Raw genomic sequence first — 19,499 nt, 5'->3', positions numbered from 1 at the left:
TCATCCCGCAGAAGGAACCAAGATGAACCAGGAAGTCCTGAACATCTTCAACCCGGTCCCGGTCACCCCGACCTTCGACCAGATCAAGATCGCCCTGGCCTCGCCGGAGAAGATCCGGTCGTGGTCGTTCGGCGAGATCAAGAAGCCGGAAACCATCAACTACCGCACGTTCAAGCCCGAGCGTGACGGCCTGTTCTGCGCCCGTATCTTTGGCCCGACCAAGGACTACGAATGCCTGTGCGGCAAGTACAAGCGCATGAAGTACAAGGGCATCATCTGCGAGAAGTGCGGCGTTGAAGTCACGCTGGCCCGCGTTCGCCGTGAGCGCATGGGTCACATCGACCTGGCCGCTCCGGTCGCCCACATCTGGTTCCTGAAGTCGCTGCCGTCGCGCATCTCGCTGATGCTGGACATGGCGCTGAAGGACGTCGAGCGCGTCCTGTACTTCGAGAACTATATCGTCACCGAGCCGGGCCTGACCCCGCTGAAGCAGAACCAGCTGCTGACGGAAGACGAGTTCTACCGCTACCAGGAAGAATACGGCGATGACGGCTTCACCGCCGAGATCGGCGCCGAGGCCGTCCGCAACCTGCTGATGGGCATCGACCTGCACGCCGAGGCTGAAAAGCACCGCGGCGAGCTGGCCGACAATCCGTCGGAAATGAAGGCCAAGAAGGCGTCCAAGCGCCTGAAGCTGATCGAGGCCTTCCTGGAATCGGGCAACAAGCCCGAGTGGATGATCCTGACCATCGTGCCGGTCATCCCGCCGGAACTGCGCCCGCTGGTGCCGCTGGACGGCGGTCGTTTCGCGACCTCCGACCTGAACGACCTGTATCGCCGCGTCATCAACCGGAACAACCGCCTGAAGCGCCTGATGGAGCTGCGGGCGCCGGACATCATCATCCGTAACGAAAAGCGGATGCTGCAAGAGTCCGTCGACGCCCTGTTCGACAACGGCCGTCGCGGTCGGGTGATCACGGGCGCCAACAAGCGTCCGCTGAAGTCGCTGGCCGACATGCTGAAGGGCAAGCAGGGTCGCTTCCGTCAGAACCTGCTGGGCAAGCGCGTCGACTATTCGGGCCGTTCGGTCATCACCGTGGGTCCGGAACTGAAGCTGCACGAGTGCGGCCTGCCCAAGAAGATGGCGCTGGAGCTGTTCAAGCCCTTCATCTATGCGCGCCTGGACGCCAAGGGCCTGTCGGGCACCGTCAAGCAATCCAAGCGCATGGTCGAGCGCGAGCAGCCCGCCGTCTGGGACATCCTGGACGAGGTCATCCGCGAGCACCCGGTTCTGCTGAACCGCGCGCCGACGCTTCACCGTCTGGGCATCCAGGCGTTCGAGCCCAAGCTGATCGAGGGCAAGGCCATCCGCCTGCACCCGCTGGTCTGTACGGCGTTCAACGCCGACTTCGACGGCGACCAGATGGCCGTTCACGTCCCGCTGAGCCTCGAGGCCCAGCTGGAAGCGCGCGTCCTGATGATGTCGACCAACAACATCCTGTCGCCCGCCAACGGCAAGCCGATCATCGTGCCGTCGCAGGACATCGTCCTGGGTCTGTACTACCTGTCGCTGGTCAAGGACGGCGAGCCGGGTGAAGGCAAGCTGTTCGCCAACATCGGCGAGATCGACGCCGCGCTGGACGCCAAGGTCGTCACCCTGCACAGCCGCATCAAGGCGCGCTGGACGGAACAGGACGCCGAAGGCAAGGAGGTGACCAAGGTCATCGACACCACGCCGGGCCGGATGAAGCTGGCGGCCCTGCTGCCGCGCAACCCGAACGTCGGCTATCGCCTGCTCGAGAAGAACCTGACGAAGAAGGAAATCGGCAATCTGATCGACGTGGTCTATCGCCACTGCGGTCAGAAGGCGACGGTCATCTTCGCCGACCAGATGATGGGCCTGGGCTTCCGCGAGGCCGCCAAGGCGGGCATCTCGTTCGGCAAGGACGACATCGTCATTCCGGCGAAGAAGGCCGAACTGGTCGCCGAGACCCGCACCCAGGTCGAGGAGTACGAGCAACAGTACGCCGACGGCCTGATCACGCGCGGCGAGAAGTACAACAAGGTGGTTGACGCCTGGGCCAAGGCCACGGACCGGATCGCCGACGCCATGATGGGCGAGATCGCGCAGCCGCGCGTGCTGATCGAGGGTGAAAACCCCGACATCAACTCGGTCTTCATGATGGCCAACTCCGGCGCCCGGGGTTCGCAGGCGCAGATGAAGCAGCTGGGCGGGATGCGCGGCCTGATGGCCAAGCCGTCCGGCGAGATCATCGAGACGCCGATCACCTCGAACTTCAAGGAAGGCCTGACCGTCCTTGAATACTTCAACTCCACCCACGGCGCCCGTAAGGGTCTGGCCGACACCGCGCTGAAGACCGCCAACTCGGGTTATCTGACCCGCCGTCTGGTGGACGTGGCGCAGGACTCCATCGTCACCGAACAGGACTGCGGCTCGACGCGCGGCATCACCCTGCGTGCGGTGATGGAAGGCGGCGACGTCCTGGTCTCGCTGGGCGCCCGGATCCTGGGTCGCTATGCGGCCGAGGACATCAAGGAGCCGGGCACGGACACCGTTCTGTTCCCCGCCGACACCTATCTGGTGGAGGAAGTGGTCGAGGCCGTCGAGGCCGCCGGTGTCCAGTCGGTCAAGGTCCGTTCGGCCCTGACCTGCGAGGCGGAAGCCGGCATCTGCGCCCACTGCTACGGGCGTGACCTGGCGCGCGGCACCAACGTCAACATCGGCGAAGCGGTCGGCGTCATCGCCGCCCAGTCGATCGGCGAGCCGGGCACCCAGCTGACCATGCGGACCTTCCACATCGGCGGTACGGCCCAGGTGGCGGAAACCTCCTTCATGGAGGCGACCAACGCCGGTACGGCCAAGATCACCGGCCCGACCGTCGTCGCGGCCCACGGCGACCTGGTGGCGATGAGCCGCAACGTCATCGTGACCGTGGTCGTGGACGGCAAGGATCGCGAGACCCACAAGGCCCCCTACGGCGCCCGGATCCGGGTCAAGGAGGGCGGCGAGGTCAAGAAGGGCCAACGTCTGGCGGAGTGGGACCCCTACACCACCCCGATCCTGACGGAAGTCGGCGGTCTGATCCGCTTCGAGGATCTGGTCGAAGGCCTGTCGGTCAAGGAAGAAACCGACGAAGCGACGGGCATCGCCCAGCGCGTCGTCAGCGACTGGCGCGCCAGCCCGCGTGGTTCGGACCTGCGTCCGGCCATGGGCGTCACCCTGGGCGACGCCTACGCCAAGCTGGCCTCGGGCTCTGACGCCCGTTACCTGCTGCCCGTGGGCGCGGTTCTGTCCGTGTCGAACGGCGATGAGGTCAAGCCGGGCGAGATCATCGCCCGCGTCCCGACCGAAGGCGCCAAGACCCGCGACATCACCGGCGGTCTGCCGCGCGTCGCCGAACTGTTCGAAGCTCGCCGTCCGAAGGACTGCGCGGTCATCGCCGAGATGGATGGTCGCGTCGAATTCGGTCGCGACTACAAGAACAAGCGCCGCATCAAGATCACGCCGGAAGTCAACGCCGACGGCGTGCAGGGCGAACCGGTCGAGTTCCTGATCCCGAAGGGCAAGCACATCTCCGTCCACGACGGTGATCTGATCCAGAAGGGCGACTACATCATCGACGGCAACCCTGATCCGCACGACCTGCTGCGCATCCAGGGCGTCGAGGCGCTGGCCGAGTATCTGGTGAACGAAGTGCAGGAGGTCTACCGACTGCAAGGCGTGCCGATCAACGACAAGCACATCGAAGTCATCGTGCGTCAGATGCTGCAGAAGGTCGAAGTCCTGGATTCGGGTGAAACCACCCTGATCCGCGGCGACACCGTCGAAGTGGCCGAAGCCGTTCTGGAAAACCAGAAGGTCGAGAAGCGCGGCGGCCGTCTGGCCACCACCCAGCCCGTCCTGCTGGGCATCACCAAGGCGTCGCTGCAAACCCGCAGCTTCATCTCGGCGGCGTCCTTCCAGGAGACCACCCGCGTCCTCACCGACGCCTCGGTCCACGGCAAGAAGGACATGCTGGAAGGCCTGAAGGAGAACGTCATCGTCGGCCGCCTGATTCCGGCCGGTACGGGCGCCTATCTGCGGGCCCTGCAGAAGATCGCCAACGATCGCGACGCAGAGCTGACGCAAGCCCGCGAAGACGCGATCGAGCCGTTGCCGGCCGATCTGCAACTGGAGCTGGAGAGCAGCGAAGGCTGATCTCCGGGTTCGGATGTGATGAAGTGAAGAGGGGCGGCGCCGGCGACGGCGCCGCCCTTTCTCTATGGGTCGGAGAGATTCAGTCGGCAGGTGGGGGTGTCAGGCCTCTGAATCGATGAGGACCGTCAACTCGGTTGCTGTCCTGTTTGAGGACGCTGGGTGCATCCTGTCGCATCGATTGATCGAGGTGGGCGCCCGCGCAGCCCGTGCCGAAGTTCGAACCGGCACAGTCGGCCGGGCCTACTACGCCGACGCCGCCGGACAGAGGCCGGCGTTGCGCCTCCCACTGAGCCAGACGACGGGCGCCCTCGCGGGCGAAGGCGGCGTCGCGTTGGGGGTTGCCTGAGCCGGTGATCGGCGCGGCGTTCTCTCCCCGGCGCGCGAATTCGTCGCGGCAGTGGCGGCGCTCCATTTCGTTCAACAGGTCGGGCGAGGCGCAGCCGGGCAGGCCTTGGCGCAGCGACCGCGCCATGGCCCCGCCGCGATTGGCGGGATCCACGCGCCAGACATCGGCGGGCGGCGGCGCGCCTGGCGGGGCCGGCGCGGCCAGACGTGGACGCAGCGGGGCAGGGCGGGGCACAGCCTCCGCTTCGGGCGCGGGCGCTCGAACCGAAGGCGCCGCCGAGGACGTCTGGGCGGCTGCGGCGGGCGCGATATCCGGCGTGGCCAGGGTCGGCACGCGGTGCCGTTCGTCGGGCAGCAGGGGGCGAGGTTCGATGTCCAGATAGATCGGCGGCGGTTCAGCGATAAATTCTCGCCCCTCGATCCCCAGCGCCGTGAAGGACAGGGCGGCGATCAGGGCGGTGTTGATGGCGACAGACGCCGTCGCCAGACCCGCCTTGCGCCAGTCAGGGCGTCGGGATTGGGGACGAGGCAGGGCGGACACGCTCATTCACGACGCTTTCTGAGGTTGGGCAGTATGCCGTCCCGCGAGGAGAATAGCTCGACGCTGACGTTGACGCCTTCGCACCCGGACATGGGATTGGGATTTTCGCAAGGCGGATCGCCCCGAGGCGGCTCGGCCCGCTGCGCCTCCCATGCGGCCAAGCGTCTGGCGCCTTGGCGGGCGAAGACGGCGTCACGCTCAGGATCGCCCGTTCCGCCAATGGAGCGGGCGTCTTGGGCTAGGCGCGTCCACCGGTCGTCGCATCGTCGGCGGGCCTCGGCGGACAGGCGATGCGGCATATCACAGGACGCCAAGCCGTCGCCTCGAACCCCCACGCCTGCCCCGACGCGCCAGCGGTCTTCGACGCCGTCGTCCACCTGGACTCCTGTCTGTACGGCGCGCGTGGGCGGGTTCACCGCGTCCGACTTAAGATCAGGGACGTTAACAAGGGTTGCGTCGTGGGGTGTTACACCGTCGGGTGGGCGAGACGTCACAATGACAGGTCGATCAGTCGGTTGCGCTGCTCGTGGTTCGATATCGAGATAGAGGGTTGGCCTGCTCGCGAGGGGACGCCGGACAGACGACCGCCGACCGTCAACTGACAACACGCTCAGAAGCGCCATATTGAAGCCGATGGCGGCGGCTGTAGCGCCGACCCAGCGGATTCTGCCTTTCGTCCCCGTAACCGTCATCCCGCGCCCCGTCTCCAAAGGAGAAGCTCGACCACAAGCATGGCCGCTTTCAGGCCCTGGTTTGGCTTGTTCGCGTCGGCGCTGTGCAACCGCTCCGCGAAAGGGAGTGCAGGGCCAGCTATGGGGCTGCGGCGTGGAAGCCGTCGCCTCGAAGTGATAGGGGAATGGCGTACGCTGGGGGGCGAATGACGACTCGACTTGCTTTAATCATCGGCTTGAGCGGCCTTGTCGCTGCGTGCGCGACGCCCGAGACGGTCGCGAGCCTGCCGGACGGCACGCCCGTCGTCGGCCGCAGTTTCACGCCTGCCGTAGGGGATGGAGCCGTCATCCTTGAGTGCGTTCTGGCTGATGGGGGATTGCTGACGAACTGTGTCGTCATCTCCGAACAGCCTTCCGGTCAAGGCTTCGGCGAGGCTGCGCTCGCCATGTCAGCGAGAGGCGTCAGGGTGAAGGCTGACGCCAGCCAAGTGGGACAGAAGGTCCGTTTCACCTCCCACTTCCGGCTGCAGGATTAGGTCGTTCTTGACCTTTCCCCCCATCGCGCATATACGCGCCGGACTTTCGAGACGTGTCCGGTTCGCCGGTCGCTGAGATCGTGACAATTGAACGGACGGGCTGTGCCCGCCGGAACGCCCAAAGCGCGCGTTCCGGCCCTTTGTGTTTTCTGGCTTGCCGGAGCGAACCGAGGGCTGTTGGTCGTCACGGGATCAGTCTCGATGACACCCGGGCGAGGGGATGGTCCCCCGTTCACAAGAAGGCGAGAGGCGCTTCGGTCGAAAGACACACGCCTCCATCAGAAGTCGAGATAAGTTTCGAATGCCTACGATCAACCAGCTGATCCGCAAGCCGCGCAAGCCCAAGCCCACCCGTAACAAGGTGCCGGCTCTGGAGGGTTCGCCCCAGCGTCGCGGCGTCTGCACCCGCGTTTACACGACGACCCCGAAGAAGCCGAACTCGGCTCTGCGTAAGGTCGCCAAGGTCCGTCTGGCCAAGAACGGCTACGAAGCCGTTTGCTATATTCCCGGTGAAGGCCACAACCTTCAGGAACACTCGGTTGTTCTGATCCGCGGCGGCCGCGTGAAGGACTTGCCCGGCGTTCGCTACCACATCCTGCGCGGCGTGCTCGACACGCAAGGCGTCAAGGACCGCAAGCAGCGTCGTTCGCACTACGGCGCCAAGCGTCCGAAGTAAGCCATTCGCGTCCGGGCCATCGCGCCCGGAGGCCTTTTCGAGATCTTCCCGGCGAGCGCCGGGCACTGCAAGGAATACTCCATGTCGCGTCGTCACCGCGCCCAGAAGCGTGAAGTTCTGCCGGATCCCAAGTTCGGCGATCTGATCGTCACCAAGTTCATGAACTACGTCATGTACGAAGGTAAGAAGGCCGTCGCCGAGAACATCGTTTACGGCGCCTTCGACATCCTGGCGGACAAGAAGAAGGAGCAGACTGCGGTCGAGACCTTCCACACCGCCCTGGACAATGTCGCGCCTTCGGTCGAAGTCCGCTCGCGTCGCGTCGGCGGCGCCACCTATCAGGTGCCGGTCGAGGTCCGTCCGGACCGTCGCCGCGCCCTGGCCATCCGCTGGCTGGTGAACGCTGCGCGCAAGCGCGGTGAAAACACCATGACCGAAAAGCTGGCCGCCGAGCTGCTGGACGCCTCGAACAACCGCGGCACCGCGGTCAAGAAGCGCGAAGACACCCACAAGATGGCCGAGGCGAACCGCGCCTTCAGCCATTATCGCTGGTAAGCGTCTTAAAACCGTCTCCCTTTCGAAGCTAAGGGACGGTTCCTATCTAAGACTATCCGGCGCGGGCGGTTTAAGCTAAATCGCCCGCGCTCGCTTATCCGCCGCATCGACGATCATTCCCGGGGGCGCCGTCGCGTCCTTGACCTACTTCTAAGGCACGTTTTCATGGCTCGTACGCACAAGCTCGAGGACTACCGCAACTTCGGCATCATGGCCCACATCGACGCGGGCAAGACGACGACGACCGAGCGGATTCTCTATTACACCGGCAAGAACCACAAGATCGGCGAAGTCCACGACGGCGCCGCGACCATGGACTGGATGGACCAGGAGCAGGAACGCGGCATCACCATCACGTCGGCCGCGACGACCGCCTTCTGGCAGGGCAAGCGCCTGAACATCATCGACACCCCCGGGCACGTGGACTTCACCATTGAAGTCGAACGCTCGCTGCGCGTCCTCGACGGCGCCGTGACGGTGCTGGACGGCAACGCCGGCGTTGAGCCGCAGACCGAAACCGTCTGGCGCCAGGCCGACAAATATTCGGTGCCGCGCATCGTCTTCGTCAACAAGATGGACAAGATCGGCGCCGACTTCGACGCCTCGGTCCAGTCGATCCGCGACCGCCTGGGCGCCAAGGCCGTGCCGATCCAGTTCCCGATCGGCGCCGAGTCCTCGCTGACCGGCCTGGTCGACATCGTCGAAATGCGTTCGGTCATCTGGGACAACGACGCCCTGGGCGCCAACTTCACCGTCGGCGAGATTCCGGCTGACCTGCTCGACAAGGCCAATGAAGCCCGCCAGTACCTGATCGACAACGCCGTCGAACTGGACGACGAGGCGATGGAAGCCTACCTCGAAGGCACCGAGCCTTCGGTCGAAGTGCTGAAGAAGTGCATCCGTAAGGCCGTGCTGACCGGCGCCTTCTATCCGATCCTGTGCGGCTCGGCCTTCAAGAACAAGGGCGTGCAAACGCTGCTGGACGCCGTGGTCGACTATCTGCCGTCGCCGCTGGACATCCCGCCGACCCCGGGCATCGACTTCAAGACGGAAGAGCCGATCACCCGCAAGGCCTCGGACGAAGAGCCCCTGTCGGTCCTGGCCTTCAAGATCATGGACGACCCCTTCGTCGGTTCGCTGACCTTCTGCCGCCTGTACTCGGGCAAGATGGAAACGGGCATGAGCCTGCTGAACTCCAGCCGTGACAAGCGCGAGCGCGTCGGCCGGATGCTGCAGATGCACTCGAACAACCGCGAAGACGTCAAGGAAGCCTTCGCCGGGGACATCGTCGCCCTGGCCGGCCTGAAGGAAACCCGCACCGGGGACACCCTGTGCGATCCGCTGAAGTCGCCCGTCATCCTCGAGAAGATGGAATTCCCGGCCCCGGTCATCGAGATCTCGGTCGAGCCCAAGACCAAGGCCGACCAGGAGAAGCTGGGCGTCGCCCTGGCCAAGCTGGCTTCGGAAGACCCGTCCTTCACCGTCTCGACCGACCACGAGTCGGGCCAGACCATCCTGAAGGGCATGGGCGAGCTTCACCTGGACATCAAGATCGACATCCTGAAGCGCACCTACAAGGTCGAGGCCACCATCGGCGCGCCGCAGGTCGCCTATCGTGAATCCCTGGGCCGCAAGGTCGACATCGACTACACTCACAAGAAGCAGACCGGCGGTACGGGCCAGTTCGCCCGCGTCATGATCACCTTCGAACCGGGCGAGCCCGGCTCGGGCTTCGTGTTCGAAAGCGCGATCGTCGGCGGCGCGGTGCCGAAGGAATACATCCCCGGCGTCGAAAAGGGCCTGAACTCCATCAAGGACTCGGGTCTGCTGGCCGGCTTCCCGCTGATCGACTTCAAGGCGACCCTGACGGACGGCAAGTACCACGACGTCGACTCCAGCGTGCTGGCGTTCGAAATCGCGGCCCGCGCCGCCTTCCGCGAACTGAAGGAAAAGGGCGCGCCGAAGCTGCTCGAGCCGATCATGGCGGTCGAGGTCGTGACCCCCGAGGAATACCTCGGCTCGGTCATCGGCGACCTGAACGGCCGTCGCGGCATGATCCAGGGTCAGGACATGCGCGGCAACGCCACCGTCGTGAACGCCTTCGTGCCTCTGGCCAACATGTTCGGCTATGTGAACACGCTTCGCGGCATGTCGCAGGGCCGCGCCCAGTTCACCATGCAGTACGACCACTACGAGCCGGTGCCGCAGCACGTCGCCGACGAAGTGATCAAGAAGTACGCCTAAGCTTTTCCTTTCGGAGAAGCGCACCTAAAAGCGCCCGGTCCGACAGGGGCCGGGCGCCCTTAACCCCCAGACTGCAGGAACCCCGGTTCGGGGACCTAGGAGCTAGAAAATGGCCAAGGAAAAGTTCGAACGCACGAAGCCGCACTGCAACATCGGCACGATCGGTCACGTTGACCACGGCAAGACGACGCTGACGGCGGCGATCACGATGACGCTGGCGAAGGCCGGCGGCGCCAAGGCGATGGCCTATGCGGACATCGACGCTGCGCCGGAAGAAAAGGCGCGCGGCATCACGATCAACACGGCGCACGTTGAGTATGAGACGGCCAACCGTCACTACGCCCACGTCGACTGCCCCGGCCACGCCGACTATGTGAAGAACATGATCACCGGCGCGGCGCAGATGGACGGCGCGATCCTGGTGGTTTCGGCCGCTGACGGCCCGATGCCGCAAACGCGCGAGCACATCCTGCTGGCCCGTCAGGTCGGCGTGCCGGCCCTGGTGGTCTTCATGAACAAGGTCGACCTGGTCGACGACGAAGAACTGCTCGAGCTGGTCGAGATGGAAGTGCGCGAGCTGCTCTCGTCGTACCAGTTCCCGGGCGACGATATTCCGATCACCAAGGGTTCGGCCAAGGCTGCGACCGACGGCGTGAACCCGGAAATCGGCGAACAACGCGTTCTGGCCCTGATGGAAACGGTCGACGCCTACATCCCGCAGCCGGAACGTCCGGTCGACCTGCCCTTCCTGATGCCGGTCGAAGACGTCTTCTCGATCTCGGGCCGCGGCACCGTGGTCACGGGCCGCGTCGAAAAGGGTATCGTCAAGGTCGGTGAAGAAGTCGAAATCGTCGGCATCCGCCCGGTCCAGAAGACGACCTGCACCGGCGTCGAAATGTTCCGCAAGCTGCTGGACCAAGGTCAAGCGGGCGACAACGTCGGCGTTCTGCTGCGCGGCACCAAGCGCGAAGACGTCGAGCGCGGTCAGGTTCTGTGCAAGCCGGGTTCGATCACCCCGCACACCAAGTTCCTGGCTGAAGCCTACATCCTGACCAAGGAAGAAGGCGGCCGCCACACCCCGTTCTTCACCAACTATCGCCCGCAGTTCTACTTCCGCACGACCGACGTGACCGGCATCGTGCAGCTGAAGGAAGGTGTCGAAATGATCATGCCCGGCGACAACGCCGAGCTGAACGTCGAACTGATCACCCCGATCGCCATGGACCAAGGCCTGCGCTTCGCCATCCGTGAAGGCGGCCGCACCGTCGGCGCCGGCGTCGTCGCCAAGATCATCGAGTAATAGGTCTTTGGCCTAACGCGCTCACGCGCGGCTTGAGGCCAGAGCGACAGAGTAGCGTAACAGAACGGCCCCCGGAGAAATCCGGGGGCCGTTTTGCTTTGGGGCATAGGACGAAAGGTCCGGGCCGGGCGGCTTGCATTCGGCGCGGCGCGGGTCGATCTGGAGGCGGTGATGTCTTCCCCTACCATCGTGATCGTGGGCGCCGGCGTGCTGGGCCTGAGTACGGCGTTCGAGCTGAGGCGGCGCGGCCATGCGGTGACCGTGATCGATCCCGGCGGACCCAACGCCTCGCGCGTGGCGGCGGGCATGGTGGCCCCGGCCATGGAGGCGGCGATCGACGACGTGTCGCCCGACAGGGCGGCCTTGTACCGCGCCGGGCGGGACCTGTGGCTCGGCTTCGCCGTCGCCTCAGGCGTGGCCCTGACGCAGGGGCCTGCGGAGTGGCGCGGCGGGGACGTGGACGCCATAGAGGCGCGTTTGCAGGCCCTGGGGTTCGCGGCCTGGCGCGACGGGGATCGCGTGATTACGGACGAGGATCTTCAGATCGAGCCGGAACAGGCGATGGGCGCCCTGTCCGCCGCTCTGGGCGACGCAGTTGTGGAAGGGCGCGTCACCGGGCTGCACCAGGAGGCGGGCGGTTGGCGGGTCGATGTGGACGGTCTGCCGCTGACGGCGTCGGCGGTCGTTCTGGCGACCGGCGCGGAGGCGTTCATTCCTGGGACGCCCGAGGCGACACGCGTCCTGGTCGAAGGCGTTCAGCCGATCCGCGGCCAGATCGGCACGGCGCCCCAAGCTCTGACGCCGCGCGTCGCACGGGGGCCTGGGGCCTATGTGGCGCCGATGACGGGCGGTGCGGTGATCGGAGCGACCATGGAGCCGGGACGGCGCGATACGGCGCCCGATATGGCCGTCGGCGAGCGGTTGGTCGAGGCGGCGTGGCGGGTGCTGGGGCGGGCCCCTGAACCCCTGACTATTGAATGGCGCGCCGGGGTGCGCGGCGCCTCGGCGGACGGTCTGCCGATGGCCGGGGCGGCGCCGGACGGGGAGGGTCTGTTCCTGGCCCTGGCGCCCCGTCGCAACGGCTGGCTGCTGGGGCCGCTGGTCGCCGGGGTGGTCGCCGATGCGATCGAGGGGCGGACGCCGTCGCCGGAAGCCCGCGCCCTCGATCCTCGGCGCTTTTAATCCGCCATGGCGAAGCGGACGGTGAAGTTGACCGTCGCCCCGTCCACCGCGCGGCCGTCGACCGTGCGGGGGTTCATGCGGAAGTCGCGCGTCAGGCTCATGGCCGCCCGTCCGAAGCCCTGGCCCCTAGGGGTCTCGCCGGCGACGCGGCAGGCGGTCAGACCGCCGTCGATGCGGACGGTGCAGGACAGGTTGGCCGCGCCGGACAGGCCGTTGTCGGCCGCCCGGCTCGGATAGGCGCGCGCCATCTGCGCCTCGGACGGACGACTGGCCCAGGTCGGGTTGTTGATGACCGAGACAGCGCGGATCGGCGGCGTCTCGGTCGTCGCCGTTCCACCTTCGACGCCTTTCGGGGCCGTGCTGACGATCAGGCCCGGCGTCGTTCCGACGACAGGAACGTCAGGCGGCGTGAACGGCGAGGTTTGAGTCGTCGGGAAGACCACAGGCGGCTTGTGGGTCTGGGTCTGGGGCGCCGGCGGCGCTGCGGCCTCGACCTTGGGCAAGGGTTTCGGTTTGGGTAGGTCCAGGGTGACAATGGTCGGCGGCGGCTCCGGCGGGGCGGCGTCGGGCGCCGGCAACTGGAACCGCTGATTATAGAGCGCCACCCCCACCCCGACATGGGCGACGACGGACAGGCCGATGGCGGCCCACATCCAGCGCGGCAAAGGTTTTCTACGTTCCCCGAAGTCGATGGGGCTGATTGCGCCGGTGCCTCCGGCGGCACGGATCATCATCTCGACACTCCCTCGTTCACCGCCCCCGCAGCGCCCGTAACCGAAAGTGAGCGCGCAGGTTGTGGCGACTTTGCGGCGAGGTTTCAGGGCTCGACCAACGTCGATCCTCAGGTCTGGTTAATGGCGTCGTTAACGATTAAGACTTGATTAACCACGTTCGACGAGGCTCCGCCTGTCATGGGCATCCGAGCGATTCCATCTTCCGGCGGCGTAGAAGCGGCCATTCGGCGCGCCTCGACCACCGTCGGCGTGGACTATGATTTTCTGGTCAAGACGGCGCGGCGCGAGAGCGCGATGAATCCGTCGGCCAAGGCGCCGACATCTTCTGCGGCGGGCCTGTTTCAGTTCATCGAACAGACCTGGCTGGGGACGGTCAAACAACACGGCGCCCAGCATGGCTATGGACAGTACGCCGACCTGATCCACCGCGGATCGGACGGGCGTTGGCGGGTCGAGGGATCGGCGCGCAATGTGGTGCTGGATCTGAGATTCGATCCTCATGCGGCCTCGACCATGGCGGCGGAGCTGACGGCGTCGAACGCCGCCTATCTGCGCGGCCGCACCGGCAAGGAGCCGGGGGCGGGGGACCTGTACGCGGCGCACTTCCTGGGACCGGCGGGCGCGGCCAGTCTGATGACGGCGATGGACCGCAATCCGGGCGGCAGCGCCGCCGCGCTGTTCCCCGAGGCGGCGCGCGCCAACCGCAGCATCTTCTACAAGGACGGGCGGGCAGCGACGGTCGCAGAGGTTCACGCCAATCTGCAACGCACCGCCGGCGAAGGGGCGCCCGCCGCCGGCGTCGGCGACGCCGGCGTCTCCACGCCGGACCTGAGTGATCGCGATCAGGCCTTGGCCGCGCGCATGGATCGGCTGAAGCAGGAGCAAGGCCTGTTGGCTCTGTTGCTGGGTCAGGATGGATCGTCTTCGACAGGGTTCGGCGGTGCGTTTTCGCCCAGCGAGAAAGATTCGACCTGAGATCGGCAGGGCCTCGATGGTAAACCGACCGTTAAGCATGGCAGGATGATGATGTCGGCAAGCCCGATTCCTTGACGAGCCGTCCATGACCGCCTTCCGCGCCCGCCTTACCGAAATGGACATCCAACGCCTGGTCAAGGCGGTGGACGAGGACGAGCGCGCCGAGGCCGCCCACAAGCTGTGCCGCAACATGGATCGGGCTGAACTGGACGACCGCGAACGCGAGGCGGCGCAGAAGATCGTGCGTCTGCTCGCCAATGATGCGGCCGAACTGGTGCGCCGGGCCATGGCTGTGACGCTGAAGGCGTCGGATCTGATCCCCAATGACGTCGCGCGGCGTCTGGCGGCGGATATGGACAGTATCGCCCTGCCGATCATCGGCGCCTCGCCGGCGCTGAGCGACGACGATCTGATCGAGATCGTCCGCGCCGGTTCAGCCCTGCGTCAGATCGCTGTGGCCGGACGGCCGCGCGTGTCCCGCGACGTGTCCCAGGCCCTGGCCGACGAGGGGAACGAGCAGGCGATCCGGGTTCTGGCGGCCAATGACAACGCCGATCTGTCGGAGCGCGCCCTGGGCGTGATCGTCGATCGTTTTCCGGAGTCGGGCGAGGTGGTGGCCGCCGTCGCCTATCGTCAGGTCCTGCCGCTCCATATCACCGAACGGCTGATCGAACTGGCCAGCGAGACGGTGCGCGAACATCTGGTCTCGCGGCACGCCGTGGCGCCCGAGACAGCCATTCGATTGGCGCAATATTCGCGCGAGCGCGCAACGATCGATCTGGTCGAACAGGCCGCGTCCAGCGCCGACCTGCCGGCCTTCATGGCGCAACTGAACCTGCGCAAGGCCCTGAACGCCTCGCTGTTGCTGCGCGGATTGGCGCGCGGTCAGATGGTGATGCTGGAACATGGTCTGGCCGAGCTGGCGGCGACGCCGCATCACCGGGCCTGGCTGATGATCCATGACGCGGGGCCGCTGGGGCTGAAGGCCATCTATGACCGGGCGGGCCTGCCGCCACGCCTGTTCCAGGCCTTCCGCGCCGGCGTCGATACCTGGCGGGCGCTGTCGGCCGAGGGTGTGGATACGTCGAGCGACGTCTTCCGTCAGCGGATGCTGGAGCGGTTCCTGACCCAGCGCCCGAACGTGCCGCGCGACGACCTGGCCTATCTGATGGAGCGGCTGGACCAGGCCCCGATGCGTCCGGCGCAGATGGCCGCTACCGCCGCCTGAACCCGCGCGTCGGTCAGCAAAAAGGGGCCGTCTGCAGACGACCCCTCAGCGATATTCAGTGCAGAAGGTTCAGCGGGACTTGTGCTGAGAGACCTCGGCTTCGAGGGACTCGGCCAGGACGCGGCCGGTGGGGTTTTCGTCGGTCTTGATCTGATCGCGGACCACGGAGCGGATCGCATCGACGTGGGCGTGGATGATGGTCAGGGGGGCTTGCGCCCGAGCGGAGGCGTCGTCCAGCAGCCGGCACAGCGAACCGGCGATACGGGTCACCAGAGGATATTCGTAGGTGGTTCCCAGGCCCTTCAGATCATGGGCGCGGAAATAGAGGGCTTCCGCCGTTTCGGTTGTCAGGCCTTTTTCGCGGATGTCCGCCTGGGCCTTGTCCAATTTGACGATCTCGTCGTTGAGCCATTGGCCGAACTGGGCTGACATGGCCTTTAGCGCTTCTTCCGCACGGGCGATGGCGTCGGCGTTGATGCCGAAACCGCCTCCGATCCGGGGGCGAAGGGACGGCGTAGTGGGCTTGACGTGCGCCGGATCGCTCATGGCGGGCCTCCATGGAATTTCCGCGGAGCTTAGGTCTGCCGCCTTAAGAAGCCGTATAGGGGGTGGGTGTCAGTTGGTGAACTGCTCGGTCATGACCCGTTCGTCGAACGACCGGCCGGCGTCGAACAGCATGGTCAGGGCGACGTCGCGCCGTTCGCGCACCTCGACCCGCGACACGCGTCGGACCTCGAAATTATCGGCCGTGGCGGAGACCGGACGCTTGTCCGCTTCCAGCACGTCGAACCGCACCTTGGCGCCATGGGACAGCAGGGCTCCACGCCAGCGTCGGGGCCGAAAGGCGCTGATCGGCGTCAGGGCCAGTATGCGGGCGTCGAGGGGGATGATCGGGCCGTGGGCCGACAGATTATAGGCCGTGGAGCCCGCCGGGGTCGCGACCAGACAGCCGTCGCAGGACAGTTCTTCCAGCCGCACCCGTTCGTCGACGGTGATCTTCAGCTTGGCGCTCTGGCGCGTCTGGCGCAGCAGGGAGACCTCGTTGATGGCCAGGCCGGTGTGGACCTCGCCGCTCTCGGTCCAAGCGTCCATCTGGAGCGGGTGAATGATGGTGCGTTCGGCGGCGACGACGCGGGCGATCAGGTCGTCCTCGTCATAGTCGTTCATCAGGAAGCCGACCGACCCCCGGTTCATACCGTAGACGGGGGTGCGGCGACGAAGATTGCCGTGCAGGGTTTCCAGCATCTGGCCATCGCCGCCCAGGGCCACGATGACGTCGGCCTCTTCCTCGGGGACCGCGCCGTAACGCGTGATCAGGGCCTGACGCGCCGCCTGGGCTTCGGGTCGGTCGCTGGCGACGAAGGCGAGTGCGGGGATCTGGGTCACGCCGAACGTGAGCCCCAGCTTGACTGCGAAGTCAAACGGTCGCGGTCCTTTCCATCATCTGACGAAAGGCGCGGGCGGCCGAATGGCTGTTCATCGGCGTGGTGGTCCAACCGCCGTCGCCAGGCAGGCCGTCCGCCAGTTTTCTGACCTCGGCCAACAGGGACGGGAAGACCGCCTTGTCCATGCCGACGGCGAGGCAGGCGAGGTACAGGGGTTCGGCGGTCGGCGCATAGACGGCGGCGCGCACCTGGGCAGGCGTGAAGTTTCCGAGTTGGCCCAGGGCCTGTTCGAACAGGCCGAGGCGCTGCTCTCGCAAGGCGCGGATCAGTATGCCGGGGCGAAGCTGTCCCGCAGCCAGCAGCTTCTCGATCAGGCGACGCTCCATCTCCTGGCGTTCGCGATCCTCGAGCCTGCGTTCATTGGGGATGGGGCGCCAGGTGGGATGCTGGGCGGCCTTGGCGGAGGCGGCGCGCACGGCGGCGTTCAGCAGGCGGTCGTCGATCTCGAACCGTTCGCCGATCGACTGGCGCAGCGCCTGACCGACCCATTGATAGAGCTCATGGGCCAGAGATTGGCCAAGACGCGGGTGGCGTGTAAGGGGCGCGCGCAGGCCGGCGATACGACGCGAATGTTCGACCAGCCGGTGCATCGCCGCCTCGCCGATATCGGCGCTGCGGTTCGAGGCCAGGGCGGTCATGGTGATCGGATCGGCCTGGTCCAGGATGGCGTCCACGACCCCGCCCGAAAGGTGGGGGCGGCGCGCGACGGCGATCTGATGTTCCAGCGTGGTCTCGACGAGGACGCGGATCAGGGCGGCGTCCTTCAGCACGGGACTGGCGGCGATGACCGGCGCGGCGATGTCGATCTCGTCCAGAGCCAGCATTTCGATCAGGGCGGCGGGAGCCCAATCGGCGGAGGCGAGGCGTTCGGCCAGCTGCTGGCGAATGTCCCGTTCGGCCTGGACCGCCAGGGTCAGGAAGATCTCGCCGAGCACGGCCGGCATGGGTGTGGACGGGGCGGCGGTCTCGCAAAGACCGATGACGCCGGAGAGCAGACGCAGCCGGTCGTCAGGGGCCTTGCTGCGCGCCAGGTCGAGAAGGTCCGTCGCGGAAAGTTCGGTCGCGACCGCTGCGGATGTCGGCATTCGAAGGACAGCGGACACGGCGACTCCCGGACGCATTAAGCTCACACCCAGCACATTAGGGGCCGTGTCGTGAAGGCGCGGTTAACGGAAGCTGAAAGGCGAAGGTTAACGCCGCCGCCGTCGGTCGCCCGCTTGACGGACGGCGGATGCGGGAGGACGGTCAGGCAAAGCCCGTCAGAGGCGCGTTGAATCTAGGAGGAACCCCATGGCCGATGGCGCCAGTCCCGCGTTGAAATCCCGTGTGTCCGAAGCCGAGTGGCAGGTTCGTGTCGAACTGGCCGCCCTTTACCGCCTCGTGGCGTTGCACGGCTGGGACGACATGATCTTCACCCATATCTCGGCCCGCGTGCCGGGGCCGGAACATCATTTCCTGATTAATCCTTACGGCTACTACTTCGAAGAGATCACCGCCTCTTCCCTGGTCAAGGTCGATCTGGACGGGAACATCGTTCAGGACACGACGAACTTCATCAATCCGGCGGGCTTCACCATCCATTCGGCGGTCCATGCGGCGCGTGAGGATGCGAAGTTCGTGATCCACCTGCACACCGTCAGCGGCGTGGGCGTGGCGGCCCAGCAGCACGGCCTGCTGCCTCTCAGCCAGAACGCGTGTTTACTGCAGTATCAAGTTGCGTATCATGGGTACGAGGGAGTGGCCCTGAACCATGACGAACGCGAACGTCTGGTGGCCGATCTGGGGGACAAGCCGCTGATGCTGTTGAGAAATCACGGCACGCTTGCGGTCGGGGAGACGGCGGCGCAGGCATGGATCGGGATCTTCTTCCTGGAAAGGGCCTGCGCGCAGCAGGTGGCCGCCCTGGCCGGCGGGCGCGAGCATGTGCTGATCGCCCCGGATCACGCCCAGGCGGAGGCGAAGGAGCAGGGGCGGGGGATCGGCTTCATCTCCGCGCTCGCCTGGCCGGGAGCCTTGCGGCAACTGGATCGGAAGTCTCCGGGTTACGACGTCTAGGTCAAGCGGGGGCGGTCGCCGTGTTGGCGGTCGCCCTTACGGGGTTGGCGGGGACCGCCTCTGCCGGAGCCTGGACACAGTCCAAGGGGCAGGGGCAGGCGATCATCAAATACGAGGACATGCGGGCCGACAGCGGCTTTGATCCCTCAGGCGAGACGCAGCCGTTGGACGTCGATCGGACGGACAGGACGGCGGGACTGTTCGCCGAATACGGCATGACGGATCGGCTGACGCTTCAACTGAAGGCCGACTGGCAGCAGGGCGAGGATGCGTTCGTCGAGTACGAGGGTCGAGGGCCGATCGAAGTCGGCGCGACCTGGCAGGTCTGGCGCGACGATCACAATGCCGTCAGCCTGTACGGCGGCTACGCTCGCGCAGGCGAGGGACGCAACGCCGGCTATGCCGCGCCCGGCGTTGGCGAACATGACTGGGAGGCGCGGGTTTCAATCGGCCGGTCAGTGGGCGCCGTCGGGGCGCGCTGGGGCATGGATCAGTCTTTCGTCGAGGTGCAGGCGGCGCGTCGTCTGCGTGACGGCCTGCCCCATGAAACGCGCGTGGACGCCACTGTCGGCGGCAGAATTGGTCGAAATTGGCTGATCCTGGGCCAGGCGTTCGGCGGGGCGGCGGACGGCGGGGCGCGTTGGTTGTCGCTGGAAACCTCTGTTACGCGCGACTTCGCCGGCTGGAGCGTGCAGGCGGGCTGGCGACAGACGGTGGCGGGTCGAGAAACGGCCATCGCCCATGGGCCGGTCGTGGCGATCTGGCGCAGATTTTGATCGTCATCCTGGCGACG

General features: G+C 66.1%; 16 protein-coding genes. 11 read left to right on the top strand and 5 right to left on the bottom strand.

Features of this window, described 5'->3' with window-relative positions:
• The first annotated feature begins 22 nt into the window (after positions 1-22).
• Positions 23-4,219: a DNA-directed RNA polymerase subunit beta' gene (gene rpoC / locus ACW177_RS11555; RefSeq protein ID WP_492025848.1), complete on the top strand. Its 4,197-nt coding sequence runs from the start codon at positions 23-25 to the stop codon at positions 4,217-4,219.
• A gap of 79 nt (positions 4,220-4,298) precedes the next feature.
• Here the strand turns inward: rpoC and ACW177_RS11550 are convergent, their stop codons facing one another.
• The gene (locus tag ACW177_RS11550) at positions 4,299-5,111 is read right to left on the bottom strand and encodes a hypothetical protein (RefSeq protein WP_492025847.1); all 813 of its coding nucleotides are present in this window, start codon (positions 5,109-5,111) and stop codon (positions 4,299-4,301) included.
• Between the two features lie 871 nt (positions 5,112-5,982).
• On the opposite strand from ACW177_RS11550, the gene ACW177_RS11545 reads away from it, so the two are divergent.
• The 6 genes from ACW177_RS11545 (at position 5,983) to ACW177_RS11520 (ending at position 12,269) form a co-directional block, all read left to right on the top strand.
• On the top strand, positions 5,983-6,312 hold the full coding sequence (locus ACW177_RS11545; protein ID WP_492025846.1) for a hypothetical protein: 330 nt from the start codon (positions 5,983-5,985) through the stop codon (positions 6,310-6,312).
• Between the two features lie 301 nt (positions 6,313-6,613).
• Positions 6,614-6,988 (top strand): 30S ribosomal protein S12, encoded by a 375-nt coding sequence (rpsL, locus tag ACW177_RS11540; RefSeq protein ID WP_008260482.1) that lies wholly within the window; start codon positions 6,614-6,616, stop codon positions 6,986-6,988.
• A gap of 81 nt (positions 6,989-7,069) precedes the next feature.
• Positions 7,070-7,543 carry a 30S ribosomal protein S7 gene (gene rpsG, locus ACW177_RS11535; RefSeq protein ID WP_267513794.1) on the top strand — a complete coding sequence of 158 codons (474 nt, stop codon included), beginning with the start codon at positions 7,070-7,072 and terminating at the stop codon, positions 7,541-7,543.
• A gap of 165 nt (positions 7,544-7,708) precedes the next feature.
• The gene (fusA, locus tag ACW177_RS11530) at positions 7,709-9,787 is read left to right on the top strand and encodes an elongation factor G (protein WP_492025845.1); all 2,079 of its coding nucleotides are present in this window, start codon (positions 7,709-7,711) and stop codon (positions 9,785-9,787) included.
• Positions 9,788-9,896: 109 nt separating this feature from the next.
• A complete protein-coding gene (gene tuf / locus ACW177_RS11525) occupies positions 9,897-11,087 on the top strand; it encodes an elongation factor Tu (protein WP_008260274.1) in 1,191 nt (396 codons plus the stop codon).
• Positions 11,088-11,258: 171 nt separating this feature from the next.
• The gene (locus ACW177_RS11520) at positions 11,259-12,269 is read left to right on the top strand and encodes an NAD(P)/FAD-dependent oxidoreductase (RefSeq protein ID WP_492025844.1); all 1,011 of its coding nucleotides are present in this window, start codon (positions 11,259-11,261) and stop codon (positions 12,267-12,269) included.
• On the opposite strand, the gene ACW177_RS11515 is transcribed toward ACW177_RS11520, so the two are convergent.
• On the bottom strand, positions 12,266-13,003 hold the full coding sequence (locus tag ACW177_RS11515; protein WP_492025843.1) for a TonB family protein: 738 nt from the start codon (positions 13,001-13,003) through the stop codon (positions 12,266-12,268). The genes ACW177_RS11520 and ACW177_RS11515 overlap by 4 nt on opposite strands.
• A gap of 177 nt (positions 13,004-13,180) precedes the next feature.
• Between ACW177_RS11515 and ACW177_RS11510 the strand changes: the two genes are divergently transcribed.
• Both ACW177_RS11510 and spbR read left to right on the top strand, forming a co-directional pair.
• Positions 13,181-13,978, top strand: a complete 798-nt coding sequence (locus ACW177_RS11510; protein WP_492025842.1) for a transglycosylase SLT domain-containing protein — start codon at positions 13,181-13,183, stop codon at positions 13,976-13,978.
• Positions 13,979-14,063: 85 nt separating this feature from the next.
• Complete coding sequence (gene spbR / locus ACW177_RS11505; RefSeq protein ID WP_492025841.1) at positions 14,064-15,206, top strand: SpbR family protein; 1,143 nt, start codon at positions 14,064-14,066, stop codon at positions 15,204-15,206.
• Positions 15,207-15,275: 69 nt separating this feature from the next.
• Here spbR and ACW177_RS11500 read toward each other — a convergent pair whose 3' ends face one another.
• From ACW177_RS11500 to ACW177_RS11490, 3 genes are all read right to left on the bottom strand, one after another.
• Positions 15,276-15,752, bottom strand: a complete 477-nt coding sequence (locus ACW177_RS11500; protein WP_492025840.1) for an Hpt domain-containing protein — start codon at positions 15,750-15,752, stop codon at positions 15,276-15,278.
• A 69-nt stretch (positions 15,753-15,821) separates the two neighbouring features.
• The gene (locus ACW177_RS11495; RefSeq protein ID WP_492025839.1) at positions 15,822-16,592 is read right to left on the bottom strand and encodes an NAD kinase; all 771 of its coding nucleotides are present in this window, start codon (positions 16,590-16,592) and stop codon (positions 15,822-15,824) included.
• A 31-nt stretch (positions 16,593-16,623) separates the two neighbouring features.
• A complete protein-coding gene (locus tag ACW177_RS11490) occupies positions 16,624-17,754 on the bottom strand; it encodes a DUF2336 domain-containing protein (RefSeq protein ID WP_492025838.1) in 1,131 nt (376 codons plus the stop codon).
• Between the two features lie 187 nt (positions 17,755-17,941).
• Between ACW177_RS11490 and ACW177_RS11485 the strand changes: the two genes are divergently transcribed.
• Together ACW177_RS11485 and ACW177_RS11480 are read left to right on the top strand one after the other, a co-directional pair.
• A complete protein-coding gene (locus tag ACW177_RS11485; protein WP_492025837.1) occupies positions 17,942-18,706 on the top strand; it encodes a class II aldolase/adducin family protein in 765 nt (254 codons plus the stop codon).
• Between the two features lie 20 nt (positions 18,707-18,726).
• Positions 18,727-19,482 (top strand): hypothetical protein, encoded by a 756-nt coding sequence (locus tag ACW177_RS11480; protein ID WP_492025836.1) that lies wholly within the window; start codon positions 18,727-18,729, stop codon positions 19,480-19,482.
• Positions 19,483-19,499: the final 17 nt, after the last annotated feature.

This window comes from Brevundimonas sp. AVps23W, assembly GCF_058681395.1.
This window is presented reverse-complemented; position numbering and strand designations above follow the sequence as displayed.